17 protein-coding genes and 1 pseudogene are annotated in these 16,027 nt (G+C 60.0%); 15 read left to right on the top strand and 3 right to left on the bottom strand.

The window, feature by feature from the left end:
- Positions 1–111 precede the first annotated feature (111 nt).
- Together AB1E34_RS17385 and AB1E34_RS17390 are read left to right on the top strand one after the other, a co-directional pair.
- Positions 112–399, top strand: a complete 288-nt coding sequence (locus AB1E34_RS17385) for an HU family DNA-binding protein (protein ID WP_249708941.1) — start codon at positions 112–114, stop codon at positions 397–399.
- 299 nt (positions 400–698) lie between these two features.
- Positions 699–1,391 (top strand): hypothetical protein, encoded by a 693-nt coding sequence (locus AB1E34_RS17390; RefSeq protein WP_372573669.1) that lies wholly within the window; start codon positions 699–701, stop codon positions 1,389–1,391.
- Between the two features lie 51 nt (positions 1,392–1,442).
- On the opposite strand, the pseudogene AB1E34_RS17395 reads toward AB1E34_RS17390, so the two are convergent.
- A pseudogene (locus tag AB1E34_RS17395) lies at positions 1,443–2,030 on the bottom strand (IS91 family transposase); the annotation flags it as partial.
- The gene (locus AB1E34_RS17400) at positions 1,970–2,137 is read right to left on the bottom strand and encodes a hypothetical protein (protein WP_372573592.1); all 168 of its coding nucleotides are present in this window, start codon (positions 2,135–2,137) and stop codon (positions 1,970–1,972) included. The pseudogene AB1E34_RS17395 and the gene AB1E34_RS17400, both read right to left, overlap by 61 nt.
- 291 nt (positions 2,138–2,428) lie before the next feature.
- On the opposite strand from AB1E34_RS17400, the gene mtgA reads away from it, so the two are divergent.
- Both mtgA and fzlA read left to right on the top strand, forming a co-directional pair.
- On the top strand, positions 2,429–3,166 hold the full coding sequence (gene mtgA, locus AB1E34_RS17405) for a monofunctional biosynthetic peptidoglycan transglycosylase (protein WP_372573593.1): 738 nt from the start codon (positions 2,429–2,431) through the stop codon (positions 3,164–3,166).
- Between the two features lie 59 nt (positions 3,167–3,225).
- A complete protein-coding gene (gene fzlA / locus AB1E34_RS17410; protein WP_372573594.1) occupies positions 3,226–3,891 on the top strand; it encodes an FtsZ-binding protein FzlA in 666 nt (221 codons plus the stop codon).
- Between the two features lie 90 nt (positions 3,892–3,981).
- Here fzlA and AB1E34_RS17415 read toward each other — a convergent pair whose 3' ends face one another.
- Complete coding sequence (locus AB1E34_RS17415) at positions 3,982–4,911, bottom strand: LysR family transcriptional regulator (RefSeq protein WP_372573595.1); 930 nt, start codon at positions 4,909–4,911, stop codon at positions 3,982–3,984.
- 104 nt (positions 4,912–5,015) lie between these two features.
- Between AB1E34_RS17415 and AB1E34_RS17420 the strand changes: the two genes are divergently transcribed.
- From AB1E34_RS17420 to AB1E34_RS17470, 11 genes are all read left to right on the top strand, one after another.
- Positions 5,016–5,975 (top strand): tripartite tricarboxylate transporter substrate binding protein, encoded by a 960-nt coding sequence (locus AB1E34_RS17420; RefSeq protein WP_372573596.1) that lies wholly within the window; start codon positions 5,016–5,018, stop codon positions 5,973–5,975.
- 73 nt (positions 5,976–6,048) lie between these two features.
- A complete protein-coding gene (locus tag AB1E34_RS17425) occupies positions 6,049–6,519 on the top strand; it encodes a tripartite tricarboxylate transporter TctB family protein (RefSeq protein WP_372573597.1) in 471 nt (156 codons plus the stop codon).
- Between the two features lie 5 nt (positions 6,520–6,524).
- On the top strand, positions 6,525–8,039 hold the full coding sequence (locus tag AB1E34_RS17430) for a tripartite tricarboxylate transporter permease (protein ID WP_372573598.1): 1,515 nt from the start codon (positions 6,525–6,527) through the stop codon (positions 8,037–8,039).
- Positions 8,032–9,129, top strand: a complete 1,098-nt coding sequence (locus AB1E34_RS17435) for a lyase family protein (RefSeq protein WP_372573599.1) — start codon at positions 8,032–8,034, stop codon at positions 9,127–9,129. Before AB1E34_RS17430 ends, AB1E34_RS17435 begins: the two co-directional genes overlap by 8 nt.
- Before the next feature lie 104 nt (positions 9,130–9,233).
- Complete coding sequence (locus AB1E34_RS17440; protein ID WP_372573600.1) at positions 9,234–9,680, top strand: DUF2141 domain-containing protein; 447 nt, start codon at positions 9,234–9,236, stop codon at positions 9,678–9,680.
- Position 9,681: 1 nt separating this feature from the next.
- Positions 9,682–10,275, top strand: a complete 594-nt coding sequence (locus tag AB1E34_RS17445) for a TetR/AcrR family transcriptional regulator (protein ID WP_372573601.1) — start codon at positions 9,682–9,684, stop codon at positions 10,273–10,275.
- Complete coding sequence (locus AB1E34_RS17450; protein ID WP_372573602.1) at positions 10,272–10,523, top strand: hypothetical protein; 252 nt, start codon at positions 10,272–10,274, stop codon at positions 10,521–10,523. The genes AB1E34_RS17445 and AB1E34_RS17450 overlap by 4 nt, the downstream gene beginning before the upstream one ends.
- Before the next feature lie 31 nt (positions 10,524–10,554).
- Positions 10,555–11,700, top strand: coding sequence for an aromatic ring-hydroxylating oxygenase subunit alpha (locus tag AB1E34_RS17455; RefSeq protein ID WP_372573663.1), 1,146 nt, complete (start codon positions 10,555–10,557; stop codon positions 11,698–11,700).
- A complete protein-coding gene (locus AB1E34_RS17460; RefSeq protein ID WP_372573603.1) occupies positions 11,697–12,761 on the top strand; it encodes a 2Fe-2S iron-sulfur cluster-binding protein in 1,065 nt (354 codons plus the stop codon). The genes AB1E34_RS17455 and AB1E34_RS17460 overlap by 4 nt, the downstream gene beginning before the upstream one ends.
- A gap of 140 nt (positions 12,762–12,901) precedes the next feature.
- Positions 12,902–13,939 (top strand): tRNA epoxyqueuosine(34) reductase QueG, encoded by a 1,038-nt coding sequence (queG, locus tag AB1E34_RS17465; RefSeq protein ID WP_372573604.1) that lies wholly within the window; start codon positions 12,902–12,904, stop codon positions 13,937–13,939.
- Positions 13,940–14,010: 71 nt separating this feature from the next.
- The gene (locus tag AB1E34_RS17470; protein WP_372573605.1) at positions 14,011–16,014 is read left to right on the top strand and encodes a hydantoinase/oxoprolinase N-terminal domain-containing protein; all 2,004 of its coding nucleotides are present in this window, start codon (positions 14,011–14,013) and stop codon (positions 16,012–16,014) included.
- Positions 16,015–16,027: the final 13 nt, after the last annotated feature.

Genomic DNA, 16,027 nt, shown 5'->3' on the forward strand with positions numbered 1-16,027 from the left:
TCGCCTATTTTTATGGTTTTCCACGCTACTATTCGTTGTGTTGTCATACTAGATGCCGTTATTGTTACGCAGTGAGGCCCAAGTGTTCGGGCACTGTAAGGAGACCAAGAAATGGCAAAGCCTATGACCAAAACCCAGCTCGTCACAGCACTTGCTGAAGAAATGGGTACTGACAAGAAATCCGCCGGCGCCGCGCTGGAGGCCATCACCGGCCTGATCACCCGCGAAGTGTCGGGCGGTGGCGCCGTGACCCTGCCGGGCGTTGGCAAGATCTATTGCCGCGAACGCCCCGAGCGTCAGGTCCGCAACCCGGCCACTGGTGAAACCTTCACCAAAGAAGCCGACAAGGTTGTCAAAATGACCATCGCAAAAGCGCTGAAAGACAGCGTGAACGGCTGATATCCTTCAGCACTTGGTATCGAGGGCTGCCATCCGGCGGCCCTTTTTCTTTGAGTTGGTGAAAGATCGCCAGCACAGCGGCCTGTCCGATGTTGTCTGCGAGAAGCTTACATTTGGCAAACAGATTTGCGTAGCGGCATTGAAGCCCTAAGCGGGCGGTGTCACGGCCTAATTTCTTGCATGGGAGCATCGTATTCAACATTTTATCCGCGCTTGGTCACGTGAGTGGCCATTCGTGGTAGTAACTGAAAATATGAGGCTCAGACCTTCATGCGATGAGCATTAAAGAGGAAGACTAGATGCCTATTAGCGCCAAGAGTTTTTTGCTAATCAACATCCTTTTGACTGCGGCTTTCTATGTTTTTAGCTTTGTTGCTCTGGGCGGTTCCGTCCCAACCATTGAGTCGACAGGAACCGAGGTCGTAGCGTGGTTTTCTGAAAACGGTACAAATGCGCGGATCTATGCGTGGGCCTCGACTTTTGTTTCGCTTGGTTTGATGATTTTCGCTGGCCAAGTCTCGGCCCTTCTTCCGGCACCAAATCGCTACATATTTTTCGCGGGTGTGCTGGGATTTGCAATAACGGCTCAAGTCCAAGCGTGGGTCTGGGCAGGGCTGGCATTTCACCCGAATGGTCTGAGCGACGAAACAGCGCGGGTAATCTTCGCCATCGCCGCCTACTGGGGTCCAGTCGTGAACGCATCCAGCACTGCTATGGCTATGGCAGTCGCGGTGTTGGGCTTTGGTACGGAAAAGGCCATACCGCCCTGGCTTGCTTGGCTTAGTGTCTTATTCGGATTGGAACAAGCAATAGAAACCGTCACTATCTTCGGGAACTCCGGATTTATCGCACCTGGCGGGACAATGAACGTATATTTTGGCGGCTTGCTCGGCTTCATTTGGGTCGGCGGGGTCGTCCGGTGGTCGATGCAGAAACTCGATGCATTCAATGAAGTAGATTTGGTTACAGCAGCCCCCAAGGACGGTCCCTAACGTAGGCCTGCGAAGTGATTTAGCCGACCGGGCCGAGGTCCGTTTTGTCCACGTTTTGTGGTTTCTGGATGCGTGTGATCCGGCGGCGATGAACTTGGCAAGGCAGAACCCCGGGCGGCAGCCGATCCATCGGGTTGCATCCGGTGACATTCCTGCGCCCGGCACAATGATATGCACATGCGGGTGGTGCGTCATCGCCGATCCTCAGGTGTGCAGCACGCTGGTCATGCCGATCCGGGCACCAAGATGCTTCGGCTCGGCCGCAATGGTGAGGAGCGTCTGGGCGGATGCTTTGAGCAGCAGGCCATAGACCACCGCCTTGTTCTGGAAGGCATTGTCAGCAAGCTGGGCCGGCAGGGTGAAGACCACGTGGAAGTACTCCACCGGCAACAGATCCGAGATGCGCGCCTGCATCCATTCCCGCGACGCGGCCCCTTGGCACTTCGGGCAATGTCGGTTGCGGCATGAGTTGTAAGCGATGTGCTCGTGGCCGCACTTGGTGCAGGCCGCCACCTGCCCGCCGAGCGCGGCGGTCCGGCAGGTCTCGATCGCGGACATCACCTTCAACTGCGGCCGGTTCAGGTGGCCTGCATGGTCGCTGCGATAGGCAGCACCATGGGCGCGGAAGAGATCCGCAACTCGCGCATTGCCCGCAGATACATCGTCTGCGTCTTGGGCAGCAGCCCCTTGATCCGCATGTCCTCAAGAAATCGCCGGCGAAGAACGGGAATATACAGGTCCGTCATCGGAACCTCCTGTCATCAGATTGAGAAAATCCCAAACTTCAGACAGACACACCCATCCACAAAATCGAAGTGTCCAGTTCAGCGCACCCAACTCGCCACAAGCGCCAATACCGCGAAAGCGGCTTCGCCCTCGTCCCGTATAACGGCCGCCAGAAACCCTGAATCGAAGGTCAGCCTACCAATTCTTGGGATCGCCCTCCCGCGACGGTGCTAAATCTACCAAGTGTGAAACACCTTATTCGTCCGCAAGATCACCTTTGCAGATCCGCGGAGCTCGCCTATAAATCCCCCATGGCGAAAAAGGCAGCCCGCAAGTCAGGCAAAAAATCGAGCAAATCGCGCCAGAAAACTCGTAAGCCCCTCCTCAACAGAGTGGGTACTATTGTGGTGCGCGCCGGTCTGGTCGTGGCGGTTCTGTTCACGGCTTTGATCTTTCTCTTTGCCTTCGTGAACCCTCCCGTCACCCATACGATCTGGTCAGAATGGCGACGGCTGGGATCGGTGGATCGCGACTGGGTAGCGATTGAGCAGATCGCGCCAGTCATGGCCCGTTCAGTCGTCGCGGCGGAGGATGCCAATTTCTGCCTGCATTGGGGATTTGATGTCGAGGCGATCCGGGACGCGATCGAAGATGGCAGCACGCGAGGCGCCTCGACCCTGTCGCAGCAGGTGGTCAAGAATGTGTTTCTCTGGCAAGGCCGCAGTTGGGTGCGCAAGGCGCTGGAAACCGCGCTGACCCCGGCGGTCGAAGCAATCTGGTCAAAGCAGCGGATTATAGAGGTCTATCTGAACGTGGCCGAGATGGATGAGGGCGTGTTCGGTGTGCAGGCGGCGGCGCAATCCTATTTCAAGGTCGACGCGCAGGATCTTACCGCACTGCAGGCGGCACGCATCGCCGCCGTGTTGCCCGCGCCCAAGACCCGTTCGGCCTCGAAACCCACCAGTTTCGTGCGTCGCCGCACCGCCTCGATCATCGACGGGGCGGCCACGATTCGCGCAGACGGTCGCGCCGCGTGTTTCGAGGATTGAAAAAATCCGCGCGGCAAGGCATTTCTGGATCACCCTGTTATCTTTGAAATTGGAATATCATGGCGCGTCTGTTTCATGTTCCCCTCTCGCCCTTTTGCAGAAAAGTCCGCCTGTCGCTGGCGGAAAAGAAGATCGAGGTCGAGCTGATCGAAGAGCGCTATTGGGAACGTGACCCCGACTTCATGCGCCGCAACCCGGCAGGCAAGGTTCCGGTGCTGAAACTGGATGGCCGGATGATGGCCGAAAGCGCGGCGATCTGCGAATATATCGAGGATACCCGCCCCGAACCGGCCCTGATGCCCAAATCACCCGAGGATCGTTACGAGGTTCGGCGGTTGATCAGTTGGTTTGATGACAAATTCCACCACGAGGTGACCGCCAAGCTGCTCTATGAGCGGGTGAACAAGAAGGTCACCAAAGAAGGCTATCCCGACAGCCGCAACGTCAAGGACGGCGCCAAGGCGATCAAATACCATCTGGACTATATGACCTGGCTACTGGATCACCGCCGCTGGTTGGCGGGCGACGCCATGTCGCTGGCCGATTTTGCCGCCGCCGCGCATCTGTCGTCGCTCGACTATATCTCGGATGTGGACTGGAATCGCAGCCAACCGGTCAAGGACTGGTATGCCAAGATCAAGTCGCGACCGGCCTTTCGCTCGATCCTGGCCGATCAGATCCCCGGGTTCCGCCCGCCTGCTCATTACGCCGATCTGGATTTCTGAGCGCATTCGGCAGAGAGGGCTATCTGCGGCCTGGACGGTCAGCAGCGGTTCATAGAATCCCTATCCGCCAAGGCACCCGTGGATTCCGGCTCAACCATCTGACTTTCGGGTTAGACTGTGCATGGTTTCGCTAGAGGAGCATACGCGGTCGACATGCCAGGTCAGGATTTCTCTGAAGCGATCTGCCGCTTCGTTGGGCTTGCGCGTCTTCGGCAGCAACAGGCCAAATGTCATCCATCTCGCAGGCTCAATTGGAACCGCAGCAATCCGATCGCGAAATGGATGGGCGACCATCTCATCCGCAATCGTGATCCCCGCGCCCTCCGCAACCAGAGCACAGGCCAATTGCGACGAAGACACTTCATGCGTTTTGTGTAGTGTTACACCAGCCGAATTGAACGTGTCGTCAAGCTGATCGCGTAGCAGCAGCCCGTGCATCAGACGGATGATCGTGTCATTGGCGAGTTGATCGGCAGTCACATGATCCGCATCTGACAATGGGTGGCTTTTGGGCAGAATCACCAGGGCCCTGACACGGACAAGAGGTATCGTCTGAATATCGGGATGGCTGACCGGCAGGGCGGCGATGCCGATATCATATTGCTGTCCGGCCAGCCATTTTCCGGCCTCGCGACGCGCCCGCACATCGAGGGTCACGTTGACATCCGGATGATCTTGGATGAATTGCGCGACGGCTGGGGCCGACAGGAACTGGGCGATCCTTGGCATCGTTACGATTCTGAGGCTCTCTGTTCGGCCAGCCCGGATTTCCCCTGCAATCCGGGGAATCTCGTCGAGATTATCGAGGATGCGACCGGCGTCCCGGTAAAATGCAATCCCCTCTATAGTAGGGGAGAGGCTACGCCCGCTGCGATCGAAGAGCTTGAGCTTCAACTCTGCCTCCAGACCGCTGATCAATCTGCTGATGGCAGGCTGACTGAGATGCATGACCTCGGAAGCCGCGGCAACGGAGCCTTCGGAAAAGGCATGACGAAAGGCCCGGAGCGCTTTGATGTTCATGATCTCGACTCTTTACTATTTTGCAGTATTAGATGCTATATTTGCAGAAATCACAATCTAAGCGCCTGCTATTAAGGCTGCGTCACTATTTTGGAGGAGCCCAAATGAAACGCAGAGCATTCCTTGGTGCGATAACGGCGGCAGCCGCGCTGGTTGCGACGACGGCCACCGGCTATGCGGCTGACTGGCCCAAACGCCCCATCAACCTGGTCGTGCCCTACAAGGCCGGGGGTGGAACCGACGCTTATGCGCGTGCCATCTCCGCCGCTGCAGAAGGCGTGCTGGATGTACCGGTCGTCGTTGTGAACAAACCCGGATCCGGCGGCCTCAACGGTGCCAACGCCGTGGTCGGAGCCCGGCCCGACGGATACACGATGATGATGACCTCGGGTGGATCGTTCCTGCTTTCGACCATGACGCGGGACACCAAGATCGACGCTCTGGACAGTTTCGACTTCGTTGCGCAGGTCGGTCAGTTGCAGACCTCGCTTATGGTGCCGGTCAACAGCCCCTATCAGTCCGTGCAAGATGTCGTTGACGCGGCAAAAGCGGAGCCCGGTTCGCTGCGTTGGGCCCATTCCGGTCGCGGCGGGTTCCATCACGTGGGCGGTCTGGGCTTCCTGGCCAACAACGGGATCGAGGCACAAGATGTACCTTTCAAGGGTGGCGGCCCAACCCGCGCCGCGCTGATCGGCGAGCAGGCCGATTTTGGGTTCCTCGGGGTACAGCAGCTGCGCGGCTTTGAAGAGCAGTTGCGCGCTCTGGCCGTCAACAGCGCCGACCGGGACACCATCATGTCCGATGTTCCGTCCTTTGGCGAATTAGGTATTCCGTTCGCGGCCGTGTCGTCTCAGGTGATCGTTTTCGCGCCCAAAGACACGCCGGTCGAGATCATTACGGCCATGGAAACGGCGCTGGCAGAGATTGCCGCCAAACCTGAATTTGCAGAGCTTTTGGCCGAACGCGGCACCGGGCCGGTTTTTGCCAACGGGGCCGATGCAAAGGCCGCATTGACCGCGATGCAAGCGGATGCCGCTCCGCTGGTTAAGAACCTGAACAACTGAGGCAGGTGTCGGGTGGGCCGGATTCAGACCGGACCCACCCGTCTCACCGCACCTATATTCTAGGGAGGACGCCATGCGAGATATGGTCGAAGGAATTGTGCTCGCTCTGTTGTCGTTGGTCGCGATCTGGGGCGCCTGGCAGGTACCGGCGGCTAGCCCCGGCGATACTTGGGCAGGGATTGTGCCTTTCGCGGCCTCGGTTGCCTTGCTGGCTCTTTCCGGTGTCGTGCTACTGAACGGGCTGCGCGCCACACACGCCGGCCAAGCCTCTGCTGACGGAGGTGATAGCGGTACGCTGGATATCCTGATCCTGTTTGCGGTTGCGCTGATCTACCAGCAATCCTTCCGCTGGTTCGGCTACGTCCTGCCCACGGCCATCGTTGCGCCGGTGGTGCTCTATATCTTCGGCGTCCGCAACTGGATCGGGTTGGCCGCATCTGTGATCGCCTGCCCGCTCATCTTCCACATCATTTTCTTCGAGCTGCTCGGTGTCTTTCCGCCTTATGGCGAAGTGTTCGACCTGTTCGACTGGTTTAGGGGGTAAACCGAATGGAGATATTTCCCGCCCTTCTGTCGGTCATCACCGATCCAACGCTTCTGTTCGCCATCGTGCTGGCCGCTGCTGTCGGCATGATCGTTGGAGCGACGCCAGGCCTCACCGCATCCGCAGCGATTGCGATGCTTCTGCCCATCACTTTTTACATGCCGCCGCTGTTTGCATTGGCGTTTCTCTATGTGATCGGCAAATCCGGGCGCTACGGCGGCTCGGTTGCCGCGATCCTGTTCAACACGCCCGGAACGGCGGCAAGTGCTGCGACGCAGATCGATGGCTATCCGCTGGCCCGCGCAGGCAAAGCCGGAAAAGCGATGAAGGTCGCGACGATCTCGTCAGTCATCGGCGATTTCATGGGCGATATCATGCTTGTGATCGGCGTTGGATTCATCGCCGCCATCGCACTGAAGCTCGGCCCGCCGGAGACCTTTGCCATCTATTTCGCCGCCTTCGTGGTGATCGGTTCGGTGATCGGCAAATCCGTTACCAAAGGTCTGATCTCGGCCTTGCTTGGCATCCTTGTTGCCATGGTCGGCCTCGATCCGATCTCCAGCGAGGAGCGGTACACGTTCGGCTCCTTCGAATTGTCCAATGGCATTGGTCTGGTGCCGCTCATGATCGGTGTTTTTGTTCTGGGTGAAGTTTTTGCGCAGCTCGAAGAGCGCAAAAAAGCCAAGGGCGAGGTCCGCGAAAATGAAAGCGATCCAAGCGGGCACACACTTACCTATGAAGAATACAAGCCCTGCATCCCGCATGCCATTCGTGGCGGCTTCATCGGTGCTGGTATCGGCGTGCTACCGGGTCTCGGCTCGGCAATCGCGGCGTTCATCTCATATGGGGAAGGCAAGCGTCGCGCCAAGAACCCCGAACAATGGGGCAAGGGCGCATTGGAAGGCGTTGCCGCGCCCGAGGCCGCCAACAACGCGGTGTCTGGCCCATCAATGGCGCCGCTTCTGACACTCGGCATCCCGGGCTCCACCATCGGGGCTATCCTGCTAGGCGTCTTTCTGATCCACGGCATTCAGGTCGGTCCCACCCTGTTCCTGACGGACAAGGAACTGGTCTATCAACTCTTTGCCTGCGGGATGCTGGGCATCTTCGCCTATGGCCTCATCGGCTATTTTGGCGCCACGCAGGTCGCGCGCCTGATCCTGAAGGTTCCGGTGAACGTGTTGTATCCGCTAATCTTCCTGACCGCCTTTATCGCCGCCTATTCCGCCCGTGGCTCGATGTTCGACGTGACCGTCATGACCGTGGCCGGGTTCATCGGATGGCTGATGCGCAAGTTCGACTTCAACGTCGCGGCCTTCGTGATCTCCTTCGTGCTGGCCAAAGGAGCCGAGGAAACATTCCGGCAGTCTTTGCTGATGTCCGATGGCGGCGCGCTGATCTTCGTTGAACGCCCCATCGCCGCTGGTTTCCTGCTGCTCGGACTTGCCGCCATGGGCTTTCGCATCCGGTCGATCATGAAAGAACGCCGCATCGCCGAAGGGGGGCTTGGCGATGCTTGATTACCGTGTCTACCGCAACTGCTTCTCATCCTCGGAAATGCGAATGATCTGGTCCGAGCATGCGACGATCTCCGCTTGGCTGAAAGTCGAACAGATCCTTACCCGCTGTCAGGCCGATCTGTCTCTGATCCCCTTGGATGCGGCTGCTGCACTCGAAACGGTCAGCATCTCTGATCTGGACATCGAAGCATTGGCGACCGAGATGGAATTGGTCGGGCGACCCATCGTTGGGCTGGTGAAACAACTTCGGGCGTTGGTAGGAGAGTATGGGTGCCACCTACACCACAAGGCAACCACGCAGGACATCATGGATACCGCGATGGTCATGCAAATGAACCTCGGTCTGACCGAGATCGGGGCCTGTACGGGACACCTGATTGATCTGCTGGACGGCCATATAGGTGCCCACCCATCGACCATGCTCTTGGGGCGCACGAATGGGCAGCACGCGGTTCCTATGAAACTGACAACCAAGCTGACCGTGTGGCGCTCGGAACTGGTTCGGCGCAGAGAGGCTCTTGAACAGGCCGCCGACCGTGGTCTCAACGTGCAGATCGGCGGCCCGGTCGGAGATCTGCGCGGCTATCAGGACGGGTCAGGAGAGCAGGTCAAAGCCGCAGTTGCAGCGCGGCTCGGGCTAGGTGTTGTCGCGCCCCATTGGCAAAACGCGCGGGACGGGATTGCTGATGTGGCGACTGCTCTAGGTGCCCTATGCGCCACACTCTGCAAGATCGCCCACAATGTGAACCTGTTGTCGTCCTCCGACATTGCCGAAGCCTCGGAAGCGCCTGCGAACGGCAAGGGCGCGTCCTCTTCCATGCACCACAAGCGCAACCAGCGAGCCTCCGAGTTCATGGAAGCGGTTTCCCGCCTTGGCCGACAGAAGGCCGAACAGATCGGAGAGTTCACCTTGCATGAGCACGAAAGGTCCGGCGGCGCATGGATCGGAGAATGGGTGATCATACCCGAAGTGTTCCTGCTGACCTCCGGAGCCTTGCACTGGGCGCAGGCCTTGTTCGCAGGGTTGACCTTTCATCCCGAGAAGATGGCAGAGCGGTGCAAGTATTCGGCCACTGTAACTGCCAGCTAGGCGTGCTGGCGCAGAGGGTGCCTCTCCGGCATTAAGCTGTCTCTATTGACAATCAATATGCATGCCCTTAAGTGCTGTCATAATTGACAATTTAAGGCGACTTGATGCGATCTTTCAAACTCCTCTCATTCACGGGTCTTGCCGCCGCTGGCGGTTGCGCGGCCTTCGCCCAAGCGATTGAAACCGCGCCGCTTTCGGTGACTGTCGAGGGGCTTCGCAATGGGAAGGGCGCGGTGATCGTGGCGGCCTTCGATCAGGCCGTGGCGTTTGAGGCGATGGACATGAGCAAAGCTGCTGCGGTGGCCCAAATTCCTGCTGCTGGCGCGAAGGTTTCGGTCACGTTTCACGATTTGCCGCAGGGAACATATGCCTTCGCCGCAATGCATGACGAAGACCTGGACGGCGATCTAGGCATGAAGGGCGAGGTCCCAACCGAGGGCTATGCCTTTGCCGCCATGGGGCGCCGTGGCCTGCCGTCAAAATTCGAGGATGCGGCCGTCGCAACCGGCGCGACGGCTAAATCAACGCTGCGGCTGAAATACTGGAACTGACATGGCTGGACGCCCTTCAAATCGCGACGAACGCTATGCTCAGGTGATGCAGGCTCTGGTGCGATGTGTGGCGCGCTTTGGGCTGGAAGGTGCCTCTCTGACCCAGATCGCGGCCGAGGCCGGGCTGACCCGGCCGCTGATCCGTCATCATCTGGGTAATCGCGAAGAGATGATCGCGGCGCTGCAAGGCTACGTCCTGCAGAGCTTTAGCGAACAGACCGAGGCGTTGATCGCGGCCTTGCCCGATGACGCAGCCGCTGCGGCATTGGTCGATATTCTGTTCCTAGACACGACGGGATCGTCTCCGGACATGGTGCTGGCCTTTGCGGCCCTGACGGCGCGCGCTGCCGAAGACACCGACCTGCGCGCCGCCTGTCGCGAGTCCCTTCTGGAGTTCGAGGCCGCGTTCACCGGAGTTCTGCGTCAAGACCATCCACTAGCCGACGATCACGCGATCAATGCAGCAGCCCATGGCATCGTAGCGCTTTATCTGAACGTGGCCTCTCTGGCGCCGTTGGATATGCCGCAGGAGTGGGCGCATACCGCGCATGCCCTCGCGCGTAGTCTTTTGAGCAGGTTGGGTGATCCGTCATGACGCAGGCTCGCGCACTCAACTACGCCGCCTTCGCTGCGCTGATGACGGCCACGGCACTTGGCTATCAGTCACTCTGGGGTCTGCTGTTCCTTTATTGGACGGTCCAGAGTTACCGCACGGGCTATGCTTTCCTGCTGTCAGACGTAACGCGGGAAGAAGACCCGGCCCTGTATTGGCTGATCCAAATCGCCTGGTTCGTCTTCGGCGTCCTGCTGATGATGGCTGATTTTCTGCCTGGCTGGGGCTGATGCCAATTCGAGGAGTACCCAATTGACCCGAATGCTGCATCTGCTGCCTGTCGAGGCCTATACCTCGCAGGCTTGGTTCGATCGCGAAATGCGCGACATCTTCTCGAAAACCTGGCGCTATGCGGGCTTCATGGAGGATGTCAGCGAACCCGGCCAGTTCATCACCGTTCAGGCCGGGCTGAGCAACATCTTCGTCGTGATGGGCCGAGACCGTCGCCTGCGCGCGTTTCACAACATCTGCCGTCACCGGGGCACGCAGTTGATCCGCACCATCGGCAAGACGCAAAAGGCACTGACCTGCCCTTATCACGACTGGACCTATGACCTGGAAGGCAACCTGATCTCGGTGCCCGAAGAGCGCGAAGAGTTTGGTCAACTCGACAAATCCTGCCTGGGCCTGAGACCCGCCAGCGTCGACATATGGAAATCGATGATCTTTGTGCATCCGGACCCTGACGCGCCGACCATCGCCGAATGGTTCGGGCCCGTGGAACCTGATATCGGCCCGCATGTTCCCGAAGAGCTGGTCGAATACGAAGAGTTGAAAACCAGTTACGAAATCAAGGCCAACTGGAAGGTTGTGGTCGAGAATTACATCGACGTCTACCACCTGAGCCATCTGCATTCGAACACGCTGCAGATGTACGACCACAAGGCGGCGGAATACCACTGGGAAGGCCCCCACTACATGTTCTGGGAGCCGCCGGTCGAGGCATTCCTGAAGGATCAGGAAAGCAAGCTGATTGCCCCGCGGGTGATCCCCGAGGACATGAACGGCACCTGGGTACCGATGCTGTTCCCCGGCATCGGGCTGGCCGGACCAGAAGACGGCTGGAACATTTTCATCATCGAGCCACTCGGCCCAGAACTGACCCGGGTCAGCAACCGGGGTCGGGTCTCGAACAGTTCCGACTGGGAGTTTGCCAGGCAATCGATGAAGTCCTCAATGTTCTGGACCCAGTTCGGCCTCAGCGGAAAATACGCAGCCCATGACGCGGTGAACGAGGATGATCCGATGGTCGCGGGCGACTTCACCGGCGAGGACATCTATGCCTGCGAACAGCAGCAGAAATCGCTGAAATCGCCCTATTTCGAGACTGGTCCTGCCGCAGCTGGCGAAAGCCCGGTCATCGACCATCAGAAGGTCGTTCTGAAATGGCTGGGAGACGGTAAATGACCCCGCGCAATTTCCACCCGCTGACCGTTCTGGACACGCGCACCGAAATGGGCGGCATGGCCAAGACGATCATGTTCGATGTACCCGAAGCGCTGCACGAAACCTTCGCCTGGCGGCCGGGCCAACATCTGTCGCTCCGCTTCACGTTAGACCCAGAGGAACAACGCCGCAGCTATTCGATTTCGTCTTCGCCCTTCACCGGTGACCCGCTGCGGATCACCGTGAAGCGCGTTGAGGGTGGTGTGATCAGCAACCACATCAACGACAATGTGCGAAAAGGCGACGTGATCGACGTGATGCCACCCTTTGGCGGGTTCTGTCTCGATCCCGGCGCTACGGCGCGCCGCACGCATTACTTCTTTGGTGCGGGCTCGGGCATCACACCGCTTTATGCGATGCTCGGCTCGGTCATAGCGGCAGAGCCCAGCTCATACGCGCATCTGGCCTATGGCAACACCAATGAAAATTCCATTCTGTTGCAGGAAGAATTGGACGCCATCCGGGATACAAACCCCGACCGGATGACAATCCACCATATCTTTTCCAAACCCGGGTTTTGGTCCTCTGCCGAGTATTGGCGCAAGGGCATCATCGACAAACCCGCAATTGAGGCGCTGATCGCCGAAAACCCGCCATATGCGCAGGACGCGCAGTATTACATCTGCGGGCCGGGCGGGATGAACAAGGCGGTCAAGGCCGCGTTGATGTCGTTCGACGTGCCCGCCAGCCGCATCCACATGGAAAGCTATGGCGGCGCGGCAGAGCTTGACACCAGCGTCGAAGGCGTGGCCGCAACTGCAGAAATTACGCTGGGCGGCATTCAACATTCAATCGGCGTGGCTAAAGGGATGTCGGTTCTCGATGCGGCCAAATCCGCCGGTCTGAAACCTCCCTTTTCCTGCCAGTCCGGAGTTTGCGGCGCCTGCCGCGCCACGTTGACCAAGGGCGATGTCCACATGCGCGCCCACATGGCACTGGAGGACGCGGAGATTGCAAAACGGGCGATCCTGACCTGCCAGTCGCTACCAATGTCGGAAACCCTGTCGCTCAGCTATGATTGATTACGTCCAAGGGGACGAGGCTCGCGAACGGGTCAGAGAAATATGGCACTCGGCCACGAAACCTGAGGGAACTGCACTTCGCGCGCTCCGGCGTTGGGACCAGGTGTTGACCAGCGCAATGCGGCAGATATTTTAGCCGGATGAAAATCGGATCGGGGTTAAAGGCAGAACTGGTGCAACAGGCCCGGACCGAAGGGTTCGTGTCCTGCCGTCTTTGCCGGCCATGGGATGTGCCCGAAGTACCGGGACGCTTGGCGCGATTTGTCGAGGCCGGGTATCATGGTCAGATGGGCTGGATGGCCGAGCGGATGCATTGGCGCGGCGCGCCGCAGGTTTTGTGGCCCGAGGCGAAAACCGTGATCATGCTGGCCGAAAGCTATGCCCCGGATCACGATCCGCGCGGCATTCTGGAGCAACCGGACAAGGGCGCGATCTCGGTCTATGCGCAAAACAAAGACTACCACGATCTGGTCAAGAAGCGCCTCAAGCGGCTGGCACGATGGCTGATTGAAGAGGCGGGCGGCGAGGTGAAGGTGTTTGTCGATACCGCACCGGTGCCCGAAAAGGCTTTGGGGCAAGCAGCCGGGCTGGGCTGGCAGGGCAAACATACCAATCTTGTCAGTCGCGATTGGGGCAATTGGGCTTTTATAGGCTCTGTTTTTACCACACTCGACCTGCCCGCTGATCCGGCCGAACCGGACCGCTGCGGGTCGTGCCGCGCCTGTCTGGACGTTTGCCCGACCGATGCGTTTCCCGCCCCCTACCAGTTGGATGCGCGGCGCTGCATCTCCTATCTGACAATCGAACATAAGGGGCCGGTGGATCTGGCGTTGCGCGGCAAGCTGGGCAACCGGATTTATGGCTGTGACGACTGCCTTGCCGCCTGCCCGTGGAACAAGTTTGCGGTTGCCGCCAGCGATCTGCGCTATACGGCGCGCGGCGATCTGCGCGCGCCTGATCTGGCAGAGCTGGCGGCGCTGGATGATGCCGGGTTTCGTGCGAAGTTCTCCGGCTCGCCAATCAAGCGGATCGGGCGGGACCGGTTTGTGCGCAATGTGCTCTATGCCATCGGCAACTCGGGTGTCGCGGCGCTGAAGCCCGTCGCGCAGACCTTGCTGAACGATCCGGACGAGGCGGTCTCGGACGCGGCATCCTGGGCTGTCGGGCGCCTGCCATAAATGACGCAAACAGGCTGGATGTTTCAACAATCGCGCTCTACCTCTCGGCTCGCAAGATGCGGGAGGCAGGCATGACCCTTGCTTTGGGGGTGGATACGGGTGGCACCTATACCGATGCGGTGCTGGTGCGGGACGAGGCCGAGGTGGTGGCAAGCGCCAAGGCACTGACCACGCGGTCCGATCTGGCCATTGGCGTCGGGGCGGCCGTGCGTGCGGTGCTGGATAGCGCGGGTGTGGGCGCGGATCAGATCGCGCTGGCATCCTTGTCGACCACCCTTGCCACCAATGCGCTGGTTGAAGGTCAAGGCGGGCGCGTGGCCCTGATCTATATCGGGTTCCGGGAAAGCGATCTGGACAGGCACGGGCTGCGAGATGCTCTGAAAGGTGATCCGGCGCTGGTCATTGCAGGCGGGCATAGCCATGCGGGGAATGAGGCCGCCGCTCTGGACACAGACGCGCTTTCTGCCTTTTTAGAGAAAGATAATGGCGTTTCCGGCTATGCGGTTGCGGCGCAGTTTGCTACCCGAAATCCGGCGCATGAGCTGGAAGCGGCGCGCATTATTCAGGAGCGTACCGGCGTTCCGGTGACATGCTCGCATCAACTCTCGGCCAAGCTGAACGGGCCGAAGCGGGCGGTCACGGCCGTGTTGAATGCGCGGCTGATCGGCATGATCGACCGATTGATCGGGCGGGCGCAGGATGTGCTGGGCGAAATGGGCATCACCGCGCCGATGATGGTGGTGCGTGGCGACGGGGCGCTGATGTCGGCAGAACAGGCACGGGCACGACCGATTGAAACCATTCTCAGCGGCCCGGCAGCCTCGATCGTGGGCGCGCGCTGGCTGACCGGCGCGCAGCATGCCCTGGTCTCGGATATTGGCGGCACCACCACGGATGTTGCCCTGATCCGCGATGGTAAACCTGCCATTGACCCGGCGGGCGCGCGGGTGGGCGCGTTCCGCACCATGGTCGAGGCGGTGGCGATGCGCACCAGCGGTCTCGGCGGAGATAGTCAGGTTCATGTGCAGACCGAAGGGCTGCGCGGCGGTGTCCTGCTCGGCCCGCGCCGGGTGCTGCCGGTCTCGCTCATTGCGCATGCAGCGCCCGAAATTGTGCATGACAGCCTTGATGCCCAACTGCGCGCGCCAGCACCGGGCGAGTATGACGCCCGCTTTGTCCGCGCTCTGGCCGGGATGGATGCTGGCGGGCTTGGCCCGCGCGAACAGGCCCTGCTGGATCGGCTCGGTGACGCGGTGCACCCGATGGGCGCGCTGCTGCGCACACGGATGGACCACGCAGCGTTGAACCGTTTGGTGGATCGCGGGCTGGCGCAGGTGTCGGCGGTGACCCCGTCCGATGCCTGTCACGTTCTCGGCACCTTGTCGGTCTGGGACAGGGACGCCGCAGAGAAGGCGCTGACGCTTGTTGCGCGCAAACGGATCGGATCGGGCAATCGCCTTGCTGCCGAGGCACGCGATCTGGCGCGGATGATCGTCGACCAGTTGACCGAACAGACCGCAGAGACCCTGCTGGAGGCAGCATTTGCCGAAGAAACGGCAGAATTTGGTGTGCCGCCCGACCAGCTGGCGCGCCACGTCCTGACGCAAAAGGGCCTGTCGGCGCATCGTGGCTTGCTGGCGTTGGATACGTCGCTGAACGTGGATGTCATTGGCCTCGGCGCCTCGGCCCCGACCTATTACCCGGCGGTGGGAGAGCGGCTGCGTTGCCGCATGGTGCTGCCGGAACACGCGGGCGTGGCAAATGCAATCGGCGCGGTTGTGGGCCGCGTCACCTTTCGGCGCAGCGGCGTTGTCACCGCGCCGTCAGAGGGCAAATACCGAGTGCATCTGGACAGCGGCCCTCGCGACTTTGGCGATCCTGACGCCGCCATGTCGATGCTCGAAGACACGCTGCGGGGCGTTGCAGAGGCAGAAGTGCGCGCGGCAGGCGCCGAAGATATCCGCCTGATCGCCACGCGCGATATCCGCACCGCCCAGGTCGAGGCGCGTGATGTGTTTGTCGAAGCAACCCTGACGGTCGAGGCCAGCGGGCGGCCCCGCGTGGCCTCGGGCTGAAACAGAGCCATTT

This window comes from Ruegeria jejuensis, assembly GCF_041537905.1.
Lineage (GTDB): Bacteria > Pseudomonadota > Alphaproteobacteria > Rhodobacterales > Rhodobacteraceae > Ruegeria_C.

Excerpts from the sequence above, each read along its gene's own strand:
- AB1E34_RS17385 (WP_249708941.1), top strand. The coding sequence starts at position 112 with ATGGCAAAGCCTATGACCAAAACCCAGCTCGTCACAGCACTTGCTGAA.
- AB1E34_RS17390 (WP_372573669.1), top strand. The coding sequence starts at position 699 with ATGCCTATTAGCGCCAAGAGTTTTTTGCTAATCAACATCCTTTTGACT.
- AB1E34_RS17400 (WP_372573592.1), bottom strand. The coding sequence starts at position 2,137 with ATGACGGACCTGTATATTCCCGTTCTTCGCCGGCGATTTCTTGAGGAC.
- mtgA (WP_372573593.1), top strand. The coding sequence starts at position 2,429 with ATGGCGAAAAAGGCAGCCCGCAAGTCAGGCAAAAAATCGAGCAAATCG.
- fzlA (WP_372573594.1), top strand. The coding sequence starts at position 3,226 with ATGGCGCGTCTGTTTCATGTTCCCCTCTCGCCCTTTTGCAGAAAAGTC.
- AB1E34_RS17415 (WP_372573595.1), bottom strand. The coding sequence starts at position 4,911 with ATGAACATCAAAGCGCTCCGGGCCTTTCGTCATGCCTTTTCCGAAGGC.
- AB1E34_RS17420 (WP_372573596.1), top strand. The coding sequence starts at position 5,016 with ATGAAACGCAGAGCATTCCTTGGTGCGATAACGGCGGCAGCCGCGCTG.
- AB1E34_RS17425 (WP_372573597.1), top strand. The coding sequence starts at position 6,049 with ATGCGAGATATGGTCGAAGGAATTGTGCTCGCTCTGTTGTCGTTGGTC.
- AB1E34_RS17430 (WP_372573598.1), top strand. The coding sequence starts at position 6,525 with ATGGAGATATTTCCCGCCCTTCTGTCGGTCATCACCGATCCAACGCTT.
- AB1E34_RS17435 (WP_372573599.1), top strand. The coding sequence starts at position 8,032 with ATGCTTGATTACCGTGTCTACCGCAACTGCTTCTCATCCTCGGAAATG.
- AB1E34_RS17440 (WP_372573600.1), top strand. The coding sequence starts at position 9,234 with ATGCGATCTTTCAAACTCCTCTCATTCACGGGTCTTGCCGCCGCTGGC.
- AB1E34_RS17445 (WP_372573601.1), top strand. The coding sequence starts at position 9,682 with ATGGCTGGACGCCCTTCAAATCGCGACGAACGCTATGCTCAGGTGATG.
- AB1E34_RS17450 (WP_372573602.1), top strand. The coding sequence starts at position 10,272 with ATGACGCAGGCTCGCGCACTCAACTACGCCGCCTTCGCTGCGCTGATG.
- AB1E34_RS17455 (WP_372573663.1), top strand. The coding sequence starts at position 10,555 with ATGCTGCATCTGCTGCCTGTCGAGGCCTATACCTCGCAGGCTTGGTTC.
- AB1E34_RS17460 (WP_372573603.1), top strand. The coding sequence starts at position 11,697 with ATGACCCCGCGCAATTTCCACCCGCTGACCGTTCTGGACACGCGCACC.
- queG (WP_372573604.1), top strand. The coding sequence starts at position 12,902 with ATGAAAATCGGATCGGGGTTAAAGGCAGAACTGGTGCAACAGGCCCGG.
- AB1E34_RS17470 (WP_372573605.1), top strand. The coding sequence starts at position 14,011 with ATGACCCTTGCTTTGGGGGTGGATACGGGTGGCACCTATACCGATGCG.